The sequence below is a fragment of the Rhizobium sp. BK008 genome (assembly GCF_014197345.1).
Classification (GTDB): Bacteria; Pseudomonadota; Alphaproteobacteria; order Rhizobiales; family Rhizobiaceae; genus Rhizobium; species Rhizobium anhuiense.
Window position 1 is genome coordinate 2,148,122 of sequence record NZ_JACIFK010000001.1, and the last position, 18,616, is coordinate 2,166,737.

The 18,616-nt window shown below is 61.4% G+C and carries 20 protein-coding genes; 13 read left to right on the top strand and 7 right to left on the bottom strand.

All coding sequences use genetic code 11. From position 1 onward, the window contains the following. The first annotated feature begins 182 nt into the window (after window positions 1–182). Together purM and purN are read left to right on the top strand one after the other, a co-directional pair. Window positions 183–1,256: a phosphoribosylformylglycinamidine cyclo-ligase gene (purM, locus tag FHT69_RS10550; protein ID WP_025570225.1), complete on the top strand. Its 1,074-nt coding sequence runs from the start codon at window positions 183–185 to the stop codon at window positions 1,254–1,256. After that, window positions 1,253–1,924, top strand: coding sequence for a phosphoribosylglycinamide formyltransferase (purN, locus tag FHT69_RS10555; protein ID WP_183905301.1), 672 nt, complete (start codon window positions 1,253–1,255; stop codon window positions 1,922–1,924). Before purM ends, purN begins: the two co-directional genes overlap by 4 nt. On the opposite strand, the gene FHT69_RS10560 is transcribed toward purN, so the two are convergent. Further along, on the bottom strand, window positions 1,921–3,090 hold the full coding sequence (locus FHT69_RS10560; protein WP_183905302.1) for an alpha-D-ribose 1-methylphosphonate 5-triphosphate diphosphatase: 1,170 nt from the start codon (window positions 3,088–3,090) through the stop codon (window positions 1,921–1,923). The genes purN and FHT69_RS10560 overlap by 4 nt on opposite strands. A 238-nt stretch (window positions 3,091–3,328) precedes the next feature. Between FHT69_RS10560 and FHT69_RS10565 the strand changes: the two genes are divergently transcribed. Further along, window positions 3,329–3,943 carry a helix-turn-helix transcriptional regulator gene (locus tag FHT69_RS10565; protein WP_183905303.1) on the top strand — a complete coding sequence of 205 codons (615 nt, stop codon included), beginning with the start codon at window positions 3,329–3,331 and terminating at the stop codon, window positions 3,941–3,943. Between the two features lie 10 nt (window positions 3,944–3,953). Then, a complete protein-coding gene (locus tag FHT69_RS10570) occupies window positions 3,954–5,252 on the top strand; it encodes an FAD-dependent oxidoreductase (RefSeq protein ID WP_183905304.1) in 1,299 nt (432 codons plus the stop codon). A gap of 67 nt (window positions 5,253–5,319) precedes the next feature. Here FHT69_RS10570 and FHT69_RS10575 read toward each other — a convergent pair whose 3' ends face one another. After that, window positions 5,320–5,910, bottom strand: coding sequence for an NUDIX domain-containing protein (locus FHT69_RS10575; protein WP_183905305.1), 591 nt, complete (start codon window positions 5,908–5,910; stop codon window positions 5,320–5,322). Continuing rightward, window positions 5,907–8,111: a molybdopterin-dependent oxidoreductase gene (locus tag FHT69_RS10580; RefSeq protein WP_183905306.1), complete on the bottom strand. Its 2,205-nt coding sequence runs from the start codon at window positions 8,109–8,111 to the stop codon at window positions 5,907–5,909. Before FHT69_RS10580 ends, FHT69_RS10575 begins: the two co-directional genes overlap by 4 nt. A gap of 16 nt (window positions 8,112–8,127) precedes the next feature. Here FHT69_RS10580 and FHT69_RS10585 point away from each other — a divergent pair, with 16 nt between their 5' ends. Both FHT69_RS10585 and FHT69_RS10590 read left to right on the top strand, forming a co-directional pair. Next, entirely contained in the window at window positions 8,128–9,000 is an 873-nt protein-coding gene (locus tag FHT69_RS10585; RefSeq protein WP_025570213.1) for a 23S rRNA (adenine(2030)-N(6))-methyltransferase RlmJ, read from the top strand. 153 nt (window positions 9,001–9,153) lie between these two features. Beyond that, window positions 9,154–9,750 (top strand): glutathione S-transferase, encoded by a 597-nt coding sequence (locus tag FHT69_RS10590; protein ID WP_047616355.1) that lies wholly within the window; start codon window positions 9,154–9,156, stop codon window positions 9,748–9,750. Window positions 9,751–9,849: 99 nt separating this feature from the next. On the opposite strand, the gene FHT69_RS10595 is transcribed toward FHT69_RS10590, so the two are convergent. Continuing rightward, window positions 9,850–10,485: an outer membrane protein gene (locus tag FHT69_RS10595; protein ID WP_025570209.1), complete on the bottom strand. Its 636-nt coding sequence runs from the start codon at window positions 10,483–10,485 to the stop codon at window positions 9,850–9,852. 365 nt (window positions 10,486–10,850) lie between these two features. On the opposite strand from FHT69_RS10595, the gene FHT69_RS10600 reads away from it, so the two are divergent. The 5 genes from FHT69_RS10600 to FHT69_RS10620 all read left to right on the top strand — a co-directional run bounded on the left by FHT69_RS10600 (window position 10,851) and on the right by FHT69_RS10620 (window position 15,263). Continuing rightward, on the top strand, window positions 10,851–11,618 hold the full coding sequence (locus tag FHT69_RS10600; protein ID WP_127430655.1) for an SDR family oxidoreductase: 768 nt from the start codon (window positions 10,851–10,853) through the stop codon (window positions 11,616–11,618). Then, window positions 11,615–13,657: an excinuclease ABC subunit UvrC gene (uvrC, locus tag FHT69_RS10605; protein WP_025570206.1), complete on the top strand. Its 2,043-nt coding sequence runs from the start codon at window positions 11,615–11,617 to the stop codon at window positions 13,655–13,657. Before FHT69_RS10600 ends, uvrC begins: the two co-directional genes overlap by 4 nt. Before the next feature lie 215 nt (window positions 13,658–13,872). Continuing rightward, the gene (gene pgsA, locus FHT69_RS10610; RefSeq protein ID WP_003574129.1) at window positions 13,873–14,463 is read left to right on the top strand and encodes a CDP-diacylglycerol--glycerol-3-phosphate 3-phosphatidyltransferase; all 591 of its coding nucleotides are present in this window, start codon (window positions 13,873–13,875) and stop codon (window positions 14,461–14,463) included. After that, window positions 14,460–14,714, top strand: coding sequence for a molybdopterin converting factor subunit 1 (moaD, locus tag FHT69_RS10615; RefSeq protein ID WP_025570203.1), 255 nt, complete (start codon window positions 14,460–14,462; stop codon window positions 14,712–14,714). The genes pgsA and moaD overlap by 4 nt, the downstream gene beginning before the upstream one ends. A gap of 87 nt (window positions 14,715–14,801) precedes the next feature. Further along, complete coding sequence (locus FHT69_RS10620; protein WP_183905307.1) at window positions 14,802–15,263, top strand: molybdenum cofactor biosynthesis protein MoaE; 462 nt, start codon at window positions 14,802–14,804, stop codon at window positions 15,261–15,263. On the opposite strand, the gene FHT69_RS10625 is transcribed toward FHT69_RS10620, so the two are convergent. Beyond that, on the bottom strand, window positions 15,264–16,160 hold the full coding sequence (locus FHT69_RS10625) for a branched-chain amino acid ABC transporter permease (protein WP_183905308.1): 897 nt from the start codon (window positions 16,158–16,160) through the stop codon (window positions 15,264–15,266). It lies immediately after the preceding gene. A gap of 65 nt (window positions 16,161–16,225) precedes the next feature. Between FHT69_RS10625 and FHT69_RS10630 the strand changes: the two genes are divergently transcribed. Continuing rightward, on the top strand, window positions 16,226–16,771 hold the full coding sequence (locus tag FHT69_RS10630; RefSeq protein WP_025570198.1) for a CGNR zinc finger domain-containing protein: 546 nt from the start codon (window positions 16,226–16,228) through the stop codon (window positions 16,769–16,771). Then, window positions 16,768–17,268: a hypothetical protein gene (locus tag FHT69_RS10635; RefSeq protein WP_048338664.1), complete on the top strand. Its 501-nt coding sequence runs from the start codon at window positions 16,768–16,770 to the stop codon at window positions 17,266–17,268. Before FHT69_RS10630 ends, FHT69_RS10635 begins: the two co-directional genes overlap by 4 nt. Window positions 17,269–17,357: 89 nt before the next feature. Here FHT69_RS10635 and ndk read toward each other — a convergent pair whose 3' ends face one another. Continuing rightward, window positions 17,358–17,780, bottom strand: coding sequence for a nucleoside-diphosphate kinase (gene ndk / locus FHT69_RS10640; RefSeq protein WP_004680549.1), 423 nt, complete (start codon window positions 17,778–17,780; stop codon window positions 17,358–17,360). Between the two features lie 81 nt (window positions 17,781–17,861). Further along, complete coding sequence (locus FHT69_RS10645) at window positions 17,862–18,551, bottom strand: glutathione S-transferase family protein (RefSeq protein WP_025570192.1); 690 nt, start codon at window positions 18,549–18,551, stop codon at window positions 17,862–17,864. Between the last annotated feature and the right edge of the window lie 65 nt (window positions 18,552–18,616).

The following is an 18,616-nucleotide window of genomic DNA, read 5'->3' on the forward strand; positions in this document are numbered from 1 at the left end:
ACATAGGATGCAGGCGCAAAGATGGTCAACCCTGTCGCGTCAAATCCCGGAAAGGGTGGAGGGAGACGCGGGAAATTGGGGGCTTTTGCCATGCAACGCTTGCATAAACGCCCCTGTCATGCAATTGCGACCGGCAGATGACGCGGCACGTTTGCCGCCTGAAATAGCCATCGGAGACCAGCATGAGCCAGTCTGGGAAAAACGGCCTGACATATAGCGATGCAGGCGTCGATATCGATGCCGGCAACCTCCTCGTCGAGAAGATCAAGCCGGCAGTGCGTTCGACGCGCCGTCCCGGCGCCGATGGCGAGATCGGCGGCTTCGGCGGGCTCTTCGACCTCAAGGCGGCGGGCTTCAGCGATCCGGTTCTGGTCGCCGCCAATGACGGCGTCGGCACCAAGCTGAAGATCGCCATCGATGCCGACTATCACGACACCGTCGGCATCGACCTCGTCGCCATGTGCGTCAACGATCTCGTGGTGCAGGGCGCCGAGCCGCTGTTCTTCCTCGATTATTTCGCGACCGGCAAGCTCGACCCCGACCAGGGCGCAGCCATCGTCGGCGGCATTGCCGCCGGCTGCCGCGAGGCCGGCTGCGCGCTGATCGGCGGCGAGACCGCCGAGATGCCCGGCATGTATTCCTCCGGCGACTACGATCTCGCCGGTTTTGCCGTGGGTGCTGCCGAACGCGGCAAGCTGCTGCCCTCGGGCGATATCGCCGAGGGTGACGTGATCCTCGGCCTCGCCTCCTCCGGCGTCCATTCCAACGGCTTTTCGCTGGTACGCAAGATCGTGGAACTGTCCGGCCTCGACTGGAGCGCCGCCGCACCTTTTGCCGAAGGCAGGCTGCTCGGCGAAGCGCTGCTCGAGCCGACCCGCATCTATGTGAAGCCGCTTCTGAAGGCGATCCGCGAGACCGGCGCCATCAAGGCGCTGGCGCACATCACCGGCGGCGGTTTCCCGGAAAACATTCCGCGCGTCTTGCCGAAACACCTAGCCGCCGAGATCGATCTTGATGCCGTCAAGGTTCCAGCGGTGTTTTCGTGGCTCGCCAAGACGGGCGGCGTCGAATCCAGGGAAATGCTGCGCACCTTCAATTGCGGCGTCGGCATGATCGCCGTCGTTGCCGTCGAGAACGTCGCGGCCGTTTCGGCCGCCCTCGAAGCCGAGGGCGAGACTGTGATCACGCTCGGCCGCATGATCGCCCGCGACGAAGGCGCTGCCGGCACGGTCTACAAGGGCACGCTTGCGATATGAGCGCACCGCGCAAACGCGTCGTCGTCTTCATATCAGGCAGCGGCTCCAACATGATGGCGTTGGTTGCGGCGGCGAAGGCCGCCGACTATCCGGCCGAGATCGTCGGGGTGATCTCCGACAAGGCGGATGCCGGCGGGCTTGCCAAGGCTGATGCCGAAGGCATCGCCACCTTCGCTTTCCCCCGCAAGGACTACGCCAGCAAGGACGCGCATGAGGCGGCGATCTTTTCGGCGCTCGACGAGCTTTCGCCCGACATTCTGTGCCTGGCAGGCTACATGCGGCTACTGACGGCAACTTTCATTCAGCGTTACGAAGGCCGGATGCTCAACATCCACCCTTCCCTGCTGCCGCTGTTTCCCGGCCTGCATACGCATCAGCGGGCGATCGACGCCGGGATGCGGATCGCGGGCTGCACGGTGCATTTCGTCACCGAGGGCATGGATGAAGGGCCGGTGATCGGCCAGGCGGCCGTACCGGTTCTCTTGGGCGACACGGCCGAAAGCCTTGCCGCGCGTGTGCTCACCGTCGAACATCAGATCTATCCGCAGGCGCTGCGGCTGTTTGCCGAAGGCCGGGTGACGATGGAAGGCGGCAAGGCCGTCGGCGCGGAGGCCTCGACCGCCGCACCCAAGGCACAGCTGATTTCGCTGATCGGCGACCGCGCTTAAGCCGCCAAAGCCCGCAGCGGATGCAGCGTGCCGTCGCTGTAGACGAAGCGGCCGGCGCGGAAAGTGGCGCGGATGCGGTTGATATCGCCCGGTTCGACCACGACGAGATCGGCGCGCTGGCCGATGGCGATCTCGCCACGATCCGACAGACCGGCCGAGCGGGCCGCATTGCCGGTCGCCATGGCAACGGCTGCCGGCAGGCCGCCTTCCACCATGTCGGCAAGCTTGAAGATGCCGGGCACGAAGGCGGCCGGATGATAATCGGCGGCGATGACGCTGAGCAGGCCGGCCCTTGCGGCATCGAGGGCGCTGAGATTGCCCGACATCGACTGGCCGCGCAGCGCGTTCGGCGCGCCCATCAGCGTCCAGAGGCCACGGCGGCGCGCCTCTTCCGCCGCAGGCGCCGTGACCGGAAACTCGCTGATGGTGACGCCGAGATCATGCATCTCGGCGACTTTTTCGACGCTGTCATCGTCATGCGAGGCAAGCGACAGCTTGTGCCTCAGCGACAGCGCGACGATTTCCTTCAGCTTGGCCTCGATCTCGGGATTGTTGCGCATGGCGATACGCTTGGCGACGATCTCCGCCGCCATGTCCTCTGAGATGGCGCGGCGCTCGGAAATGCTGAGGATGTAGCTCTGCAGATTGTTGTATTGGCCCTGGCCCGGCGTGTGGTCGGTCAGCGACACCATGTCGATCTGGTCGGCATTCAGCAGACGCTCGAGTGCCGGGGCTGCACCGACATTGGTGATTTCGTAGCGGGCATGGACGCGGTGGTCGATCAGCAGATCATCGCGCAGACGGTTGATGCCCTCGATCACTGCCGAGGTCGTCTCCAGCGAACGGACATGGCCGTAGACGCTCTCGGTCGCAAAAGAGACGGCGGCAAAGGCGGTCGTGACACCGGCGGCGGCAAGCTTCTTGTCGAGTTCGTGGATGCCGAAATCGATCGGCATCGTCGCGTTCGGCCGCGGGGCGATCTCGCGCTCGATCATGTCGCCGTGCAGATCGACGAATCCGGGCATCAGCAGCCGTCCGCCGCCATCGACGGCAGCGGCGGCAACCGGCTCCGGCCTGATCTCAGCGATGACGCCATCCTCAACACGCACTGCACCTTCACTCACCACCTCGTTTGGGAGAACGAGGGTGAAATTGCTGAGCCACATGGGCTTTCTCCTGACCGCATCCGATGATTGACAAGCCGCAGCGGATAAAACCGCTTCGTGACAGTCGTATGAAATTTCGAGCGCGATCACCTTAAAGCGGAAACTTGCGCTTTGGAATTGGTTGAATGCGCTCGCCGCGCGGATTCACGACCATCGTTTCAAACAGCGCGAGTCTCGAATCCAGCGACCTGGAGCCTTCGAATTGACTAGTTATAAATAAACTAGTATTATTATTACTATGACATCTATCAAACGCTCTCCAGTCGCGCTCGCCGTCCTTGCAATGCTCATGGAAGAGCCAATGCATCCTTACCGAATGCAGCGGCTCATCAAGGAGCGCGGCAAGGACGAAGTGATCAAGGTCACGCAGAGGGCGAGCCTTTATCAAACAATCCAGCGGCTCGAACGCGAGGGCTTGATCATCCCGCGGAAAACAGTCCGGGACGACAAGCGTCCAGAGCGAACCGTGTACGAGATAACCGAGAAGGGCCGCAAAATCGCGCTTGAATGGATGCGGGCGATATTGTCGACCCTGACGCGAGAATATCCGGAATTCCCCGCGGCGATGTCATTTCTTCCGCTGCTTACGCCTGATGATGTGGCGAGCCAGCTTGAGCTCAGAGCAAAAGCCATCGAGTCGGAACTTCGCAGGATCGACGACGTCTTGCAGGAAGCTCAGGCTGTTCCAAGGCTCTTCCTTCTCGAGATGGAATATCTCCGAGCGATCCACGCAGCCGAATTATCCTGGATCAGTGGCATTGTCGGGGACCTCAGCGCCCAGCGTATCACCTGGACAGAGGAGTGGCTGAGACAGATCGCCGCCAAATTCTCCATCGCCCCCAAACTCGACTAGGACCAACACCATGAAGGTTTTGATTATCGGCGCCGGGACCGGCGGTTTGGCACTCGCACATCTGCTTAAGCAGGCTGGGGTTTGCATAGCGGTATATGAGCGCGACTTTGCGCCGAGCACCGACAGTGGTGGTTATCGCGTCGGCATCAGCCCGGCTGGAAGCCGCGCGCTAAAAGCCTGTGTCCCCGGCGAACTCTACGATCTCTATGTCGCCACCTGCGCCAGGTCGCCACGCTATTTCAACATGCTCACTGAACAACTGGGCGAAGTCCTGAGCTTCGATATCGATGATGCAGGCCCGAACACTCTCGACGGTGAAAAGAACGTCATTCGAAAGACGCTGAGGCGGGTTCTGCTCAGAGGACTTGAAGACGACGTCTTCTTCGGGAAGACGCTTCAAAGTTACATAAACAGCGCCGACGGGTCGGTCATAGCTTGCTTTCAGGATGGAAGTCTCGCGACGGGAGATGTGCTGGTGGGCGCTGACGGCACGAATTCGACTGTACGCAAGCAACGTCTGCCGGAAGCGCGTCTGGAAGACACGGGGATCGTGTCGGTCGGGGGCAAAATTCCGATGACGGACGCGACGAAAGCTCTGCTGTCGGACAAAATGTTTCAAGGCATGTCGCTGATCATGGCGCCGATGGGCTTCGGCGCAATCATTCACTCGCTCGAGTTCGCCGGCACTAGAAGCGACCCAGGTTTTATTGCTCGTTGGCCGGACTTCGTCGAAGCACTCGACGAGGACAGCGTCGGTTGGGGGGTATGGGGAGCTCGGCAGAACTGGCCGCGGGACCCGACCGGTCTGAGCGGCGAACAATTGAGAGAACTGGGCTTGAAACTCACCCGGGACTGGCATCCGCACTTACATGCGCTCATTCAGATGACGGAGCCCTCGACGATCCACGATGTCAGGATGAGAACCGCCGTCCCGCTGACGCCTTGGGCGAGTTCGAATGTCACTCTGCTCGGTGACGCCGTCCATACGATGACGCCAGGACGAGGCGCGGGCGCCAATACCGCGCTTCGCGATGCCGCACTGCTCGGACACATGCTGGTTGAAGCGAACCAAGGGCGAAAACCGCTTGTCCAAGCCATACATGCCTACGAAGTCGAGATGCTTCGCTACAGTACCGAAGCGATCCGAGAATCGAAAAAGCAGATGGATGCCAGCGACCTGGTCCATCGGCCGATTGTCGGCAGACTTCAACTCGCTGTCACGCGCGGCGTAATGCGCATCATCAATGCGGTACCTGCACTGAAGCAGCGCGCCTTTCAGCAGATGATGCGAGTTCGCGGAGAAAACTAAACGGGTCGCGGATCATGTCGATCCGCCCGAAGTAACTTGACGAACCAGGTCTCGATCGCCTTACCCGCTAACGAAGTTTGCCCCTGTTCAACAGCGCCCATTGCAACAGCACGATCGTCTTGGCATCGAAGATCTCGCCGGTTTCGATCATTGCCGCGGCCGCGTCGAGCGGGACTTCGAGGACCTCGATATCCTCGTGCTCTTCGTCCAGGCCGCCGCCTTCCGCCACGCGGTCGGCAGTGTCGATGAGGGCTGCGAAGAAGTGGACGACCTCGGTGACGGCGCCCGGCGAGGTATAGGATTTGAACAGGAAGCGCGCGTCGCGCAGCCGATAACCGGTCTCCTCCATCGCCTCGCGGCGGATCGCCGCCTCGGGATGATCATCATCGAGAAGGCCGGCCGGCACCTCGATTGTCCAGGCGGGATCGCCATTGAGATGAACAGGGAGGCGGAACTGGCGAACGAGCACGACAAGGTCGCGCCTGGGATCATAAAGCAGGATGCAGGCGGCGGGCGTGCGGTGATAGACCTCCCGCTTCAACCGCTGGGTTGCGCCCTTGCGGTCTAAATAATCGAGCAGGTAGCTGGAGAGCCGCGTCCAGCCATTCGACAGGATTTCTTCGCTGACGATCTTCACGCGTGATGTCGGCTGCATCATGCTGCGTCCCTGCGAAGCCAGACCTTGTTGTCGTGAACGGCCGCCCCGCCATAGGGTGCGACGGGGTCGGCGCCGGTCAAGACATTGATGCCCTCGCCATCGACATGCGCCTTGTTCGGCCAAAGCCCCTCGGCGATCAGCACGCCGGATTTCACTTCGGTGGTGATGCGGGCGTGGATGCGCAGATCGCCGCGGCTGTTGCCAATGCGAACGAGATCGCCATGGGCGATGCCATTGGCTTCGGCGTCGGCGGGATTGATCATCACCTCGGGGCGCCCTTCCTTTTGGCGAGAGGTCTTGGTCTCGGAGAAGCTCGAATTCAGGAAGTTGCGGGCGGGCGACGTGGCCAGCCGGAAAGGATGCTCGGGATCGGCGACTTCGATGACATCGACCTGATCAGGGAAGGCCGGAAGCTCGGCATGCGGCCCGAGCACCCCGATGGCGGCCGGCGGCTTGTTCGGCGCCGGCTGATTGATCCAGTCCGGGCGAAAGTGGAACTTGCCATCCGGATGGGCAAAGCCGTTCAGATAATGCGCCTCCTCGAAGGCGGGCTGGCGATCGAACCATTTGTGTTCGAGGAAATGCTCATAATCCGGCAGGCCGCTCGATTCGAGGATGCGGTCGACCATCTCGCGGGCGGTGAAGCCGAAGCCGGGACGATCGGCGACGCCGAGGCGTTTGGCCAGTTCCTCGATGACGAAGAGATTGGTGCGCACGGTCGGCGGCGGCTCGACCAGCTTCGGCCCCAGCAGGATATGGTTCTGGCCGCCGGCCCGGTAGATATCGTCATGCTCGACGAACATCGTCGCCGGAATGACGATATCGGCGATCTCAGCCGTTTCGGTCATGAACTGCTCGTGGACGGCGACGAAGAGGTCGTTGCGGGCAAAGCCGCGTCTGACGAGGCGCTGCTCGGGGGCGATGTTGGCGGGATTGGTGTTCTGGATCAGCATCGCCGTCACCGGGCCGCGATGACGGAGCGCCACCGCATCACCGGTCAGCACCCGGCCGATCTGCGACTGGTCGAGCATGCGGATATCGGCATCCTTCATCGACCGGCCGGTCAGTTCGGCGCTGTTCATGCGGAAAATATCGCTGTTCGAATGGAAGGCGCCGCCGCCTTCATATTGCCAGGAGCCGAGAACGGTGGCGATCGAGGCGGCCGCATGCATGGCGACCGCGCCGTTGCGCTGGCGGGTGAAGCCATAGCCCAGGCGGAAGAAGGTCTTCTTCGTGGTGCCGACGAGGCTGGCGAAGGCTTCGATCTCCTCGACCGAAAGACCGGTGATGGCGGCGGCCCATTGCGGCGTCCTGGTTTTCAGATGCGCTTCGAGACCCTCGGGATCGTCGGCATACCGCGCCATATAATCACGGTCGGCATGGCCGTCGCGGAAGGCGATGTGCATGACAGCGCACGCGAGTGCTGCATCGGTACCCGGCCTGACGATCAGCGCCATGTCGGCCTGCTTCATCGTCGGATTGTCGTAAATGTCGATGACGACGATCTTGGCGCCGCGCTCCTTGCGCGACTTGATGGCGTGGGTCATCACATTGACCTGCGTCGAGACCGCGTTGGTGCCCCAGATGACGACGCAATCGGTGCGGCCCATCTCGCGCGGATCGGGACCACGCAGCGTGCCGGTCGCCATGGTGAAGCCGGTCCAGGCGGGGTTGGTGCAGATCGAGGAGAAGAAGCCGGAGTAACGCTTGGCATGACGCAGACGATCGAGCGAATCGCGCTGCACCCAGCCCATGGTGCCAGCGTAGAAATAGGGCCAGATCGCCTCGCTGCCGTCCCTCGCCTCGGCCTTCACAAAGGCTTCGGCGATCTCATCCAGCGCATCGTCCCAGGAAATCTGCTGCCACTGCCCTGCCCCCTTGGCGCCGGCGCGGCGCAAGGGATGCATCAGGCGGTCGGGATGGTAGAGCCGCTCGGCATAACGGGCGACCTTGGCGCAGATGACGCCTGACGTGTAGGAATGGTCATTGGCGCCGCGTACACGGCCGATGCGGCCATCCTCTGATATATCGACCTCCAGCGCACAGGTGGAGGGACAGTCATGCGGACAGGCGGTGTGGCCCACCCTGTTGGCCGGCTTTTCTGATTTGGCGTGGATGGGAGTCGCAATGTTCATGGCATTTGTATATTCCAAGGCTTGCACGGCCAAAAGCCACAAAAGCTCGCCATGACGCGAATTCATACGGACATCAGCGAAAATGAACTACCGCCATATCTACCACGCGGGCAACTTTGCCGATGTGCTGAAACATGCCGTGCTGGCGCGGCTGATCCGCTACATGCAGAAGAAGGATGGGGCGTTCCGCGTGCTCGACACGCATGCCGGCATCGGCCTCTACGACCTCTCCTCCGAGGAAACGCAGAAAACCGGCGAATGGCTCGAGGGCATCGGCAAGCTGATGGAGGCCGAGCTCGGACCTCAGGTTTCCGAACTGCTCGAGCCCTATCTCTGGGCAATCCGCGAACTCAACCCAGAGGGCGGCATCCGCTTCTATCCTGGATCGCCGAAACTTGCGCGCATGCTGTTCCGCCCGCAGGACCGGCTGTCGGCCATGGAACTGCACCCCGAGGACTTTATCAGGCTGCACCGGCTGTTCGAGGGCGATCACCATGCCCGCATCACCGAGCTCGACGGCTGGCTGGCGCTCGGCGCGCATCTGCCGCCGAAGGAGAAGCGCGGTATCGTGCTCGTCGATCCGCCCTTCGAGGAAGAGGATGAATATCAGCGTCTGGCCGAAGGGTTGGAAAAGGCCTATCGGCGTTTTCCCGGCGGCACCTATTGCCTGTGGTATCCACTGAAGAAGGGCGCGCCGATCAAGGAATTCCACGAGAGCCTGCAGGCGCTCGACATCCCGAAAATGCTCTGCGCCGAACTCGTGGTTCGCAGCGACCGCGGCACTACCGGATTGACGGGCTCAGGCCTCGTCATCGTCAACCCGCCCTTCACGCTGAAGGACGAGTTGCACCAATTGCTGCCCGCATTGAAGGACCATCTGGCGCAGGATCGTTTCGCCTCGCACCGCGCCTTCTGGCTGCGCGGCGAGAACAAGGCCATAAAGGACGATAGCTAACTACAGCACCGCGCGTCTTTTCAGACGCGCAAAGACGCCGTAGCACTTTGAATTTGCGCATAATCCTTTCCGAAAATCGATTTCGATTTTCGGGGTTATGCGCTAGCTTCGCGGATAGTCCGCGCCGCAATCCACAATCTCATCAGGTGTCCCATGAAGCTCCTTTGTTCGCCCGCCTCGCCCTATTCCAACAAGGTGCGGATGGCCGCGCATTTTCTGGAGCTGGAGTTGAACGCCATCCGGGTCGACACCAATACCGGACCGGCGATCCTGGTGGATAACAATCCGCTCGGCAAGATTCCGACGCTTCTGACCGATGACGGGCTTTCGATCTATGACAGCGTGGCGATCATGCATTATTTCGACCGGCTGACGAAGGGTGGGCTCTATCCCTCCAAGAAGGGCAAGCGCACGGATGCGGAAATCCTCGAGGCGCTCTGCGACGGCATCTGCGACTGCCTGCTGGCGATCGTCTATGAGCGGCGCTTCCGCGACGAGGAAAAGGTTCACCAGCCGTGGATCGACCGGCAATGGAAGAAGGCGACGAGCGGGCTCGCGCATCTGAGCGCCAATCCACCGAAGCTCGGCAAGAAGCTCAGCGGCGGGCATTTCGCGCTGGCCGCGACGCTCGATTATCTTGAACTGCGCTTCAAGGACCAGTGGGAGGCCGATCATGCGCCGCTCACCGACTGGCTGCGGCAGTTCGGCAAGAAATTCCCTGCCCATAACGAGCTCAAGTCCCAGGGCTGAGTGTGCTCAAAGCGCACGGCTGAACGACCGGACCAACAAACGCACAGCAAAAAGCCGGGCGATGAGCCCGGCTTTTCATGCTTGAACGGTTTGTCCGGCTTAGAACTTGACGCCGATACCGAGCTTGACGCTGTTCTCGTCGTAACCGCGCGAGAAGCTGCCGGAGTCGAGGTCGTAGTCCTTGCTCTGGTAGTCGGTGTAGCGATATTCCAGGCGCGTCGTGATGTTGTTGGTCACGAAGGCTTCGACGCCGGCGCCGACCGTATAGCCGAAGTTCGTCTTGCTTTCGTCCGAGGTGTCGTCGGAAACCTTGACGTCGCCGATCGCCAGACCGGCCGTGCCGTAGAGCAGGAAGGGGTTCATGTCGTAGCCGACGCGGCCACGGACGGAACCGTTCCAGCCATACTTGTTCTTGACGCCGCCCGAGGAGACGTCGTCGCCGCTGTAGCCGAGGTCGGATTCAACGCCGTAGACGATCTGGCCCGCCTGCCAGTTGTAGCCGGTGAAGACCTGGCCGCCGAAACCATAGGTGTGGCGGTCGGAACCGAAGTCACCCATGTTGTAGGTGCCGGCGCCGCCGAGATAAAAGCCTTCCCAGTTTCCTGCCGGCTTGACCGGAGCGTCCTGGGCAACCGGCGCTTCCGGAACCTGGTCGACGGCATCGGCCGCCTGAGCTGCCGAGACGCCCGCAATTGCAAAAACGGAGGCCATGAGGCCAGCAATGAGTACACGCATACTTAGTCTCCTTTCAGTCCCGCGCCGCTTGTCATCTGTCTATCAGTGAAGCATTGGCGGGATATTGCCAGATGTCCCTTCCGGATCGAGACTGAAATTGGAACTCAAATGCGGATTTGAAAGAGCCAAATTGTGATATCATTGTGGCAGCCGCATGGCTGAAATTCGATGTTGCTTTGACGCAACATACACTTCATTAACCCTATCGAAGAGTTAAACTTAAAATACTTATTTTAGTAAATCGCATTCTTAAATAATACATAGAATATCTCGCTCGGGGACGCAACCGCAACGGCCTATTTATATAATCTCCGCCGGCCCCTATATAGTCTGCAGGCAGACTCGCGGGATCAGAAAGCAAGATTTTGAACGACGAAAGACTTCGCACGGCCCTTATAACAGGGTCAGCTAAGAGAATAGGACGGGCAATCGCCGAAGACCTTGCTGCAAATGGCTTTTCCGTCGCGATCCACGCGAACGGCTCCGTTGGTGAAGCCGAAGAGCTGGTGGCGGAATTGCGGCGGAAGGGATATCGGGCAGCCGCCTTGCAGGCCGACCTGACCGATATCGGCGAAACCGGCGCGTTGGTCGCGAAGGCGTCGGAAGCACTCGGGCCGCTCGATCTGCTCGTCAACAATGCGTCGGTCTTCCAGCATGATTCAGCGCGTAGTTTCAATGCCGCCACCTGGGCATTGCACTTCGACCTGCATGTACGTGCGCCCTCTATCCTTGCGGCGGCCTTCGCGCAGCAGATGCCCGTTGCGGCATCGGGGCTGATCGTCAATATCATCGACCAGCGGGTTTGGGCGCTGAGGCCCAGCTTCTATTCCTATACCCTCTCCAAATCCGCGCTGTGGACGGCGACGCAGACGCTTGCACAGGCATTGGCGCCACGCATCCGCGTCAATGCCGTCGGCCCCGGTCCCTCGATGCCGAGCGAGCGGCAGGCGATGGAGGACTTCCAAGCGCAGGTCTCAGCCCTTATCTTGCAGCGAGGGCCGGCGCTCGAGGAATTCGGACAAACGATTCGCTTCCTTTACGACACGCCCTCGATCACCGGCCAGATGATTGCCCTCGACGGCGGCCAGCACCTCGCCTGGCAGACGCCCGATGTGGCGGAGATTACGGAATGAACGGACGAAAGCTGCCGGATGGCGGCGTTCTCTACGACGAGACGGATGAGAGCGAAGACGATATCGAGGTGGAAGGCGATGTTTCCGCCGCCGCCCCGCTTGCCGCAGCCGTCGACTGGAACGCCGGCAGCCTCAATGAAACCGGGCTCATCGGCGCGGAACTGATCGGTGAATTCGTCAAGCGGCTGCCGAACAGCCCCGGCGTCTACCGCATGTTCAATGCCGAGGGCGACGTACTTTATGTCGGCAAGGCGCGCAGTCTGAAGAAGCGCGTCGGCAATTACGCCGTCGGCCGCGTGCATTCCAACCGCATCGCCCAGATGGTACGCCAGACGGCGAACATGGAATTCGTGACGACGCGCACGGAAACCGAAGCGCTGCTTCTGGAAGCGAATCTGATCAAACGCTTGCGGCCGCGCTTTAACGTATTGCTGCGCGACGACAAGTCCTTCCCCTACATCCTCATCACCGGCGACCACCGGGCGCCTGCGATTTTCAAGCATCGCGGTGCGAGAGCGCGAAAGGGCGACTATTTTGGACCTTTCGCTTCGGCCGGCGCTGTCGGGCGGACGATCAATTCGCTGCAGCGCGCCTTCCTGATTCGCACCTGCACCGACAGCGTCTTCGAAACGCGGACGCGACCCTGCCTGCTCTACCAGATCAAGCGCTGTTCCGGGCCCTGCACGCATGAGGTCAGCGACGAGGGTTATGGCGAACTGGTGCAGGAGGCGAAGGACTTCCTGTCCGGCAAGAGCCAGAAGGTGAAGTCGCATATGGCCGAGGCCATGAACCAGGCGGCCGAGGACCTCGATTTCGAGCGGGCGGCGATATATCGTGATCGCCTGGCGGCACTTTCGCATGTGCAGAGCCACCAGGGCATCAATCCGGCCGGCGTCGAAGAGGCTGATGTTTTCGCCATCCACCATGAGGGCGGCGTTTCCTGCATCCAGGTGTTCTTCTTCCGCACCGGACAGAACTGGGGCAATCGCGCCTATTTCCCAAAGGCCGATCCGCAGCTTTCGAGCGCCGAAGTGCTGAACTCCTTCATGGCGCAGTTCTACGACGACAAGCCGGTGCCGAAGCAGATCATGCTGTCGGAAACGGTCGAGGAGTTGGAACTGCTCGCTGCCGCACTCAGCGAAAAGGCCGGCCACAAGGTTTCCATCCTCGTGCCGCAGCGCGGCGAGAAGCGCGATCTGGTCGATCATGTCGTCGGCAATGCACGCGAGGCGCATGGGAGAAAGCTCGCCGAAACGGCGTCGCAGTCGCGGCTGCTCGAGGGTTTCAAGGAAACGTTCGGGCTTTCCTATGCGCCGCAGCGCATCGAGATCTACGACAACTCGCATATCATGGGCACCAATGCCGTCGGCGGCATGGTGGTCGCGGGGCCGGAAGGCTTCGTCAAGAACCAGTACCGCAAGTTCAACATCAAATCGACCGACATCACGCCCGGAGACGACTTCGGCATGATGAAGGAGGTGATGACACGGCGTTTCTCGCGGTTGATCAAGGAGGAAGGCATTCCAGACCGGACGGTGCAGGCGGCCACACCCGACGCCGCCGACATGCCCTTCCCCACCTGGCCCGATGTGATCCTGATCGACGGCGGCCAGGGGCAAATGACGGCGGTGCGCGCCATCCTTGCCGAACTCGGCATCACCGACAGCGTCACGGCGATCGGCATCGCCAAGGGCGTCGACCGCGACGCCGGGCGCGAACGTTTCTTTCCGCCGGGGCGCGAGAGCTTCACGCTGCCGCCGCGCGATCCGGTGCTCTACTTCATCCAGCGCCTGCGCGACGAAGCGCATCGTTTCGCGATCGGCTCACACCGGGCGCGGCGCAAGAAGGAAATGATCAAGAACCCGCTCGACGAGATCGGCGGCATCGGCCCATCGCGCAAACGGGCGCTGCTCCAGCATTTCGGCACGGCGAAGGCGGTTTCGCGCGCCGCCCTGTCCGACCTGATGGCGGTGGAAGGCATATCGGAAGCGGTCGCCAAGCAGGTCTATAATCATTTCCACGACGACGCCGCGAAATAACCGGCCTCCGTCGCAAATTCCACGCAAAGGCGGTGAAAAGACAGAAAGAATGTTGACGGTCCGCGGCCAAAGCCGTCATCTACCGCATCGGCCCGAAAATCGGACTCGATTTTCGGAAAGCACGATGCGCAGGTTCAAAATGTTACAGCGTCCTTTGCGCGCCTCAGAAAGACGCGCGGCGCTGTAACGGCGTATCAATTCAGAGAAACGATCCCATGGCATCGCGTGCGTACAGCATTCCCAATCTTCTGACCTACGGCCGCATCCTCGCCGTGCCGCTGATCGTTCTCTGCTTCTTCATCGAGGGCAGGCTGTCGATCAGCAACACGGCGCGCTGGGTGGCGCTGTGGATCTTCGTCATCGCTTCGCTCACCGATTTCCTCGACGGCTATCTCGCACGCATCTGGAACCAGACGTCGAATATCGGCCGCATGCTCGATCCGATCGCCGACAAGCTGCTGGTCGCCTCGATCCTGCTGCTGGTCGCGGCCGACCAGACGATTGCCGGCTGGTCGATCTGGGCGGCGATCACCATTCTTTGCCGCGAGATCCTGGTGTCGGGACTGCGCGAATATCTGGCGGCGCTGAAGGTCAGCGTACCGGTGACACGGATCGCCAAATGGAAGACGACGCTGCAGCTGGTCGCCATCGCCTTCCTCCTCGCCGGCCCGGCCGGTGACGAGATCTTCCCCTATACGACGCAGACCGGCATTGCGCTGCTGTGGATCGCAGCACTGCTGACCATCTATACTGGCTATGATTATTTCCGCGCCGGGCTGAAACATATCGTGGATGACGAGGAATGACGCGGCTTGTCTATTTCGCATGGGTGCGCGAGCGCATCGGCAAGGGAGAAGAGGAGATCGACCTCCCCTCCTCCGTCGTCACCGTCGCCGATCTTCTGAATCATTTGAAGACGCTCGGCGAAGAATATGAGACCGCACTTCAATATCCCGAGGTGATCCGCGTGGCGCTCGACATGGAGCATGTCGAGCATGACGAACCGATCGGCGCCGCACGGGAGATCGGGATTTTTCCGCCGATGACGGGGGGATGAAGCGGTGATGGTGGTGTCGTGTCGATACCCCCCCTCCGCCCTCTCCATACCTCCCGCTACGGCATCAAAACAGTCGGGGATGTTATCATGACCGTTACCCCCACCATCCGCGTTCAACACGAAGACTTCGACCTGCAGACCGAGGTCGATCTGCTCTCCAAAGATAAAGCCGGTATCGGCGCCGTCGTCACTTTTTCCGGTCTCTGCCGCGATGAAGGCGGTACGCTGGCGGCCCTCGAACTGGAGCATTATCCCGGCATGGCGGAGGCGGAGATACGGCGCATCGGCGATCTTGCCATAACGCGTTTCGGACTTCTCGGCCTGACCGCCATCCACCGCTACGGCAAGATCGCGGCTGGCGAGAATATCGTCCTGGTCGTCGCAGCCGCACCGCACCGGCAGGCGGCGTTCGACGGCGCCAATTTCGTCATGGATTTCCTGAAGACCGCCGCCCCCTTCTGGAAGAAGGAACATGGCAAGGATGGCGCTACGGGCAACTGGGTCGCGGCGAAAGACGCCGACGATACGGCGCGCGACAAGTGGAAATGATCAGAGCACGACGCGCTCTCTGCGGCTCATGACCAGGAGCAGGACGAGCAGCGAGAAGATGACGAGATCCCGCCAGACGAAGGGGCCGTAGGCGCCCCACAAGGTTTCGACGACGGCAAGCCCGGCAGCGCCACCGGCCGAGCGCAGCGGATCGGAGTAGCCGCCGACGGCAGCGATCAGCAGCACCTTCAGCCCGAACATCAGGCCGGCGCCAAAATCCATCGAGCCGTAATAGAAGGTGGCGAGGATGCCGCAGAGGGTGGCGACGAGGGCCGCGGCCGCATAGGCGCCGAGAAAGACGCGATCGGCGCTGGTGCCGCAGAGTTCGGCGGCCAAGGGATCGTCGGTGACGGCGCGCCAGACGCGGCCCCAGGCCGTGCGCCTGAGGATCAGCGCACCCACCGCGACGATGGCGCACATCAGCGCGCTGTCGATCAGCTGGATATAGGTGAGCGTCACCTTGAACAGGCCGTCGCTCCAGAAGACGACCGTGTCGTTCAGGAACGGCGGCAGCCAGATGCCGTGGCTATTGGCGGCAAGCCGGGCTGTCTCCATCAGCACGATCATCATGCCGAGGGCGGCGACGATGACCGTATTCGGCGATTTGCTGACCAGCGGCAGCATGATCGAGCGGCCGATCCAGAGGCCCGCCGCCAGCGAATAGATGATGGAAGCGCCGGCGCCGATGGCAAGAGCCGCCGGCAGCACCAGCCAGAACCTGACATAGGCGAGTTCGGTGAAGAGCAGCAGAATCTGGCCGGCGAAAGCAAAGATCGCCCCATAGGTGATGTCGGCCCGCTTCGTCACGCCGAAGGCCACGGCATAACCGAAGGCGAGCGCGGCATAGAGGGCAGCGAGCGGAACCGCATTCGCCAGCTGCTGCAGAAGATAGGCCATTCCAGACACTCCGCGTCCGCAAAATTATAACTGGTAAAACCTATTTTGCCAGTTATAATTTTAATATGAGCTTTTCCTGGACCCCTCACCGCTTTGCTGGCGGCGCACTGGCGCTCGATGTCGCCAACAGCGTCGTTCTGCGCCACGATGCTACGCGGCGGATCGATCGCTTCGCAGTCAGCGATCAGATGCGGAGTTTTCCGCGCGCGGCCGCCGAATTCTGCGCCGAACGCGCCCTCTTCGGCGACATCGCGCCGGTGGCGGCGGAAAACGAGGCGGATTTCATCGCGCTGCGGGAAGAGATCGACCTCTATTTCCGCAAGCGTATACTCGATGGCGGCAACGACCAACTGCTGGCCGGGCTGTTGGAAGCCTTGGCGAAGACATTGCGCGACCCAAGCCCCGGCAGCCTGGCCTCGGCTACTGCCCATTCGGTGCTACGGCTGATCGCCATGCCGGATCCGGAGCGGATGAAGATCTGCGGAAATTGCGGCTGGCTGTTCATCGATCGCAGCAAGAACCGGAGCCGGGCCTGGTGCGACATGGCGGTCTGCGGCAACCGCGCCAAGGCCAATCGGCACTATCGCCGCAAGAAGGAGGAGACGCCATGAGGAATTATTGGATCGTGATGGCGGTCACTGTCGGGCTGCTGTCCGCCTGCCAGCGCCAGGCGGAAAATCTGGTCGAGGTCACCGGCCATCTCTTCGTCTTCAACTATCGGGTGGCGAGCGCCACCTATCTGCTGACGCTGAAGAAGACAGGACCCATTCCCGACGGTTCGGTGATCATCGCCGAATTCGAAAATCCTGAAGGTGGCGATCCGCTGGTACTGAATCAGAAGATCTACCCGATCGACGACAAGATCGCGCTGCAGAGCGAGAACCTGCACTGTGTGCGCAAGGACCGCCCCTATTCCGTGAGTGTCCGGCTGGTCGACAAGGACGGCAAGGTGCTGCAGGAATTGAAAACGCAGTTCCGTTCCGACCTCGACCAGACAGTGCTGCCGAGCAAACCGCTCGTTATCGGCGCGCTTTATGAAAAGAATCCTGAGGTCTTCAAGCCTGACGGCAGCGTCGATTTCTCCAATACCGATAAATGCCCGGCATAGAAACAAGGGCACATAGAAAAAGCCGGAGCAGAGCCCCCGGCTTTCAAGAGTCAATTCAAGGTGTTCGGCACGAATGCCGACGTCAGGCCTCAGCCGACGATTTCGGTGTCGGAGAACCAGTACTTGATTTCCTGGGCGGCCGTTTCCGGAGCATCCGAGCCGTGAACGGAGTTTTCGCCGATCGACAGGGCGTGAACCTTGCGGATCGTGCCTTCGTCAGCGTTTGCCGGGTTGGTCGCGCCCATGATCTCGCGGTTCTTGAGGATCGCGCCTTCGCCTTCCAGCACCTGGACGACGGTCGGGCCGGAGGTCATGCCTTCGACCAGTTCGCCGAAGAAGGGACGGTCCTTGTGAACGGCGTAGAAGCCTTCGGCTTCGCGACGGCTCATCCAGACGCGCTTGGAGGCGACGACGCGCAGACCGGCATCTTCGAGCATCTTGGTGATGGCGCCCGTCAGGTTGCGCTTGGTTGCATCCGGCTTGATCATCGAGAAGGTGCGTTCAATCGCCATAGTCAAATCCTCTGTTTTCTCGGGAAAAGTGGGCGGTCTTTACCCGCCCCAACGCCCGAAAACAAGGGGTCGGCGGCAATTTCACGCCGCTGTCACAGTCCTGCCGCGGCTTTGGTGAAGATCGAGGCAGCGTTCGAACCAGCCCATGACCGGATCGGCGGCGGCCAGCATGGCGAGACCGGCGGAGACACGCAGCCATTGCAGCGCGCCGAAGACGATATAGTCGGCAAACAGCGGCGTCTGCCCGCCGATGAAGGGCTGGAACTTCAGCATGTGGCGGAGCGGCTCCAGCTTGGCGCCGAAGGAAGCCTTCTCCGCTTCGCTATCGGCGGCAACCACTTCCAGCGGCTTGCCCAGCCTGACCTCACGGCTTTCGCGGAAATAGGCCTTGTCGCCCTCGTCGAGGTTCGCGTGGATATCGAGAAGGGCAATGCGCATGATCGCCGGATGGATGATCATCTGCGAATAGCCTTCGACCATGCGCGATAGCGCCTTGCCGCCCTCGCCGCCAAACAGCGACGGCCGCTCGGGATAGGCCTCCTCCAGATAGAGGGCGATGTCGAAACTGTCGGGGATCAGCCGGCCGTTGTCATCGAGCACCGGCACGGTCGGCGACACGCCGCCGCCGATCGCGCGGATGCGGGCGTAGGTCGTCGGAATCTCCTCGAAATCGAGCCCTTTATGCGCCAGCGCCATCACCGCCTTCCAGCAATGGGGAGAAAAGAAGCGCCGCTCGTCGGCACCGCAGAGGGAATAGAGGGCTCTGGTCATGACAGTCCTTTCGAGATCACGGCTGCATCCATTCCACGACAGAAAGCGCCGGCGATCAAATCAGG

Excerpts from the sequence above, each read along its gene's own strand:
- purM (WP_025570225.1), top strand. The coding sequence starts at position 183 with ATGAGCCAGTCTGGGAAAAACGGCCTGACATATAGCGATGCAGGCGTC.
- purN (WP_183905301.1), top strand. The coding sequence starts at position 1,253 with ATGAGCGCACCGCGCAAACGCGTCGTCGTCTTCATATCAGGCAGCGGC.
- FHT69_RS10560 (WP_183905302.1), bottom strand. The coding sequence starts at position 3,090 with ATGTGGCTCAGCAATTTCACCCTCGTTCTCCCAAACGAGGTGGTGAGT.
- FHT69_RS10565 (WP_183905303.1), top strand. The coding sequence starts at position 3,329 with ATGACATCTATCAAACGCTCTCCAGTCGCGCTCGCCGTCCTTGCAATG.
- FHT69_RS10570 (WP_183905304.1), top strand. The coding sequence starts at position 3,954 with ATGAAGGTTTTGATTATCGGCGCCGGGACCGGCGGTTTGGCACTCGCA.
- FHT69_RS10575 (WP_183905305.1), bottom strand. The coding sequence starts at position 5,910 with ATGATGCAGCCGACATCACGCGTGAAGATCGTCAGCGAAGAAATCCTG.
- FHT69_RS10580 (WP_183905306.1), bottom strand. The coding sequence starts at position 8,111 with ATGAATTCGCGTCATGGCGAGCTTTTGTGGCTTTTGGCCGTGCAAGCC.
- FHT69_RS10585 (WP_025570213.1), top strand. The coding sequence starts at position 8,128 with ATGAACTACCGCCATATCTACCACGCGGGCAACTTTGCCGATGTGCTG.
- FHT69_RS10590 (WP_047616355.1), top strand. The coding sequence starts at position 9,154 with ATGAAGCTCCTTTGTTCGCCCGCCTCGCCCTATTCCAACAAGGTGCGG.
- FHT69_RS10595 (WP_025570209.1), bottom strand. The coding sequence starts at position 10,485 with ATGCGTGTACTCATTGCTGGCCTCATGGCCTCCGTTTTTGCAATTGCG.
- uvrC (WP_025570206.1), top strand. The coding sequence starts at position 11,615 with ATGAACGGACGAAAGCTGCCGGATGGCGGCGTTCTCTACGACGAGACG.
- pgsA (WP_003574129.1), top strand. The coding sequence starts at position 13,873 with ATGGCATCGCGTGCGTACAGCATTCCCAATCTTCTGACCTACGGCCGC.
- moaD (WP_025570203.1), top strand. The coding sequence starts at position 14,460 with ATGACGCGGCTTGTCTATTTCGCATGGGTGCGCGAGCGCATCGGCAAG.
- FHT69_RS10620 (WP_183905307.1), top strand. The coding sequence starts at position 14,802 with ATGACCGTTACCCCCACCATCCGCGTTCAACACGAAGACTTCGACCTG.
- FHT69_RS10625 (WP_183905308.1), bottom strand. The coding sequence starts at position 16,160 with ATGGCCTATCTTCTGCAGCAGCTGGCGAATGCGGTTCCGCTCGCTGCC.
- FHT69_RS10630 (WP_025570198.1), top strand. The coding sequence starts at position 16,226 with ATGAGCTTTTCCTGGACCCCTCACCGCTTTGCTGGCGGCGCACTGGCG.
- FHT69_RS10635 (WP_048338664.1), top strand. The coding sequence starts at position 16,768 with ATGAGGAATTATTGGATCGTGATGGCGGTCACTGTCGGGCTGCTGTCC.
- ndk (WP_004680549.1), bottom strand. The coding sequence starts at position 17,780 with ATGGCGATTGAACGCACCTTCTCGATGATCAAGCCGGATGCAACCAAG.
- FHT69_RS10645 (WP_025570192.1), bottom strand. The coding sequence starts at position 18,551 with ATGACCAGAGCCCTCTATTCCCTCTGCGGTGCCGACGAGCGGCGCTTC.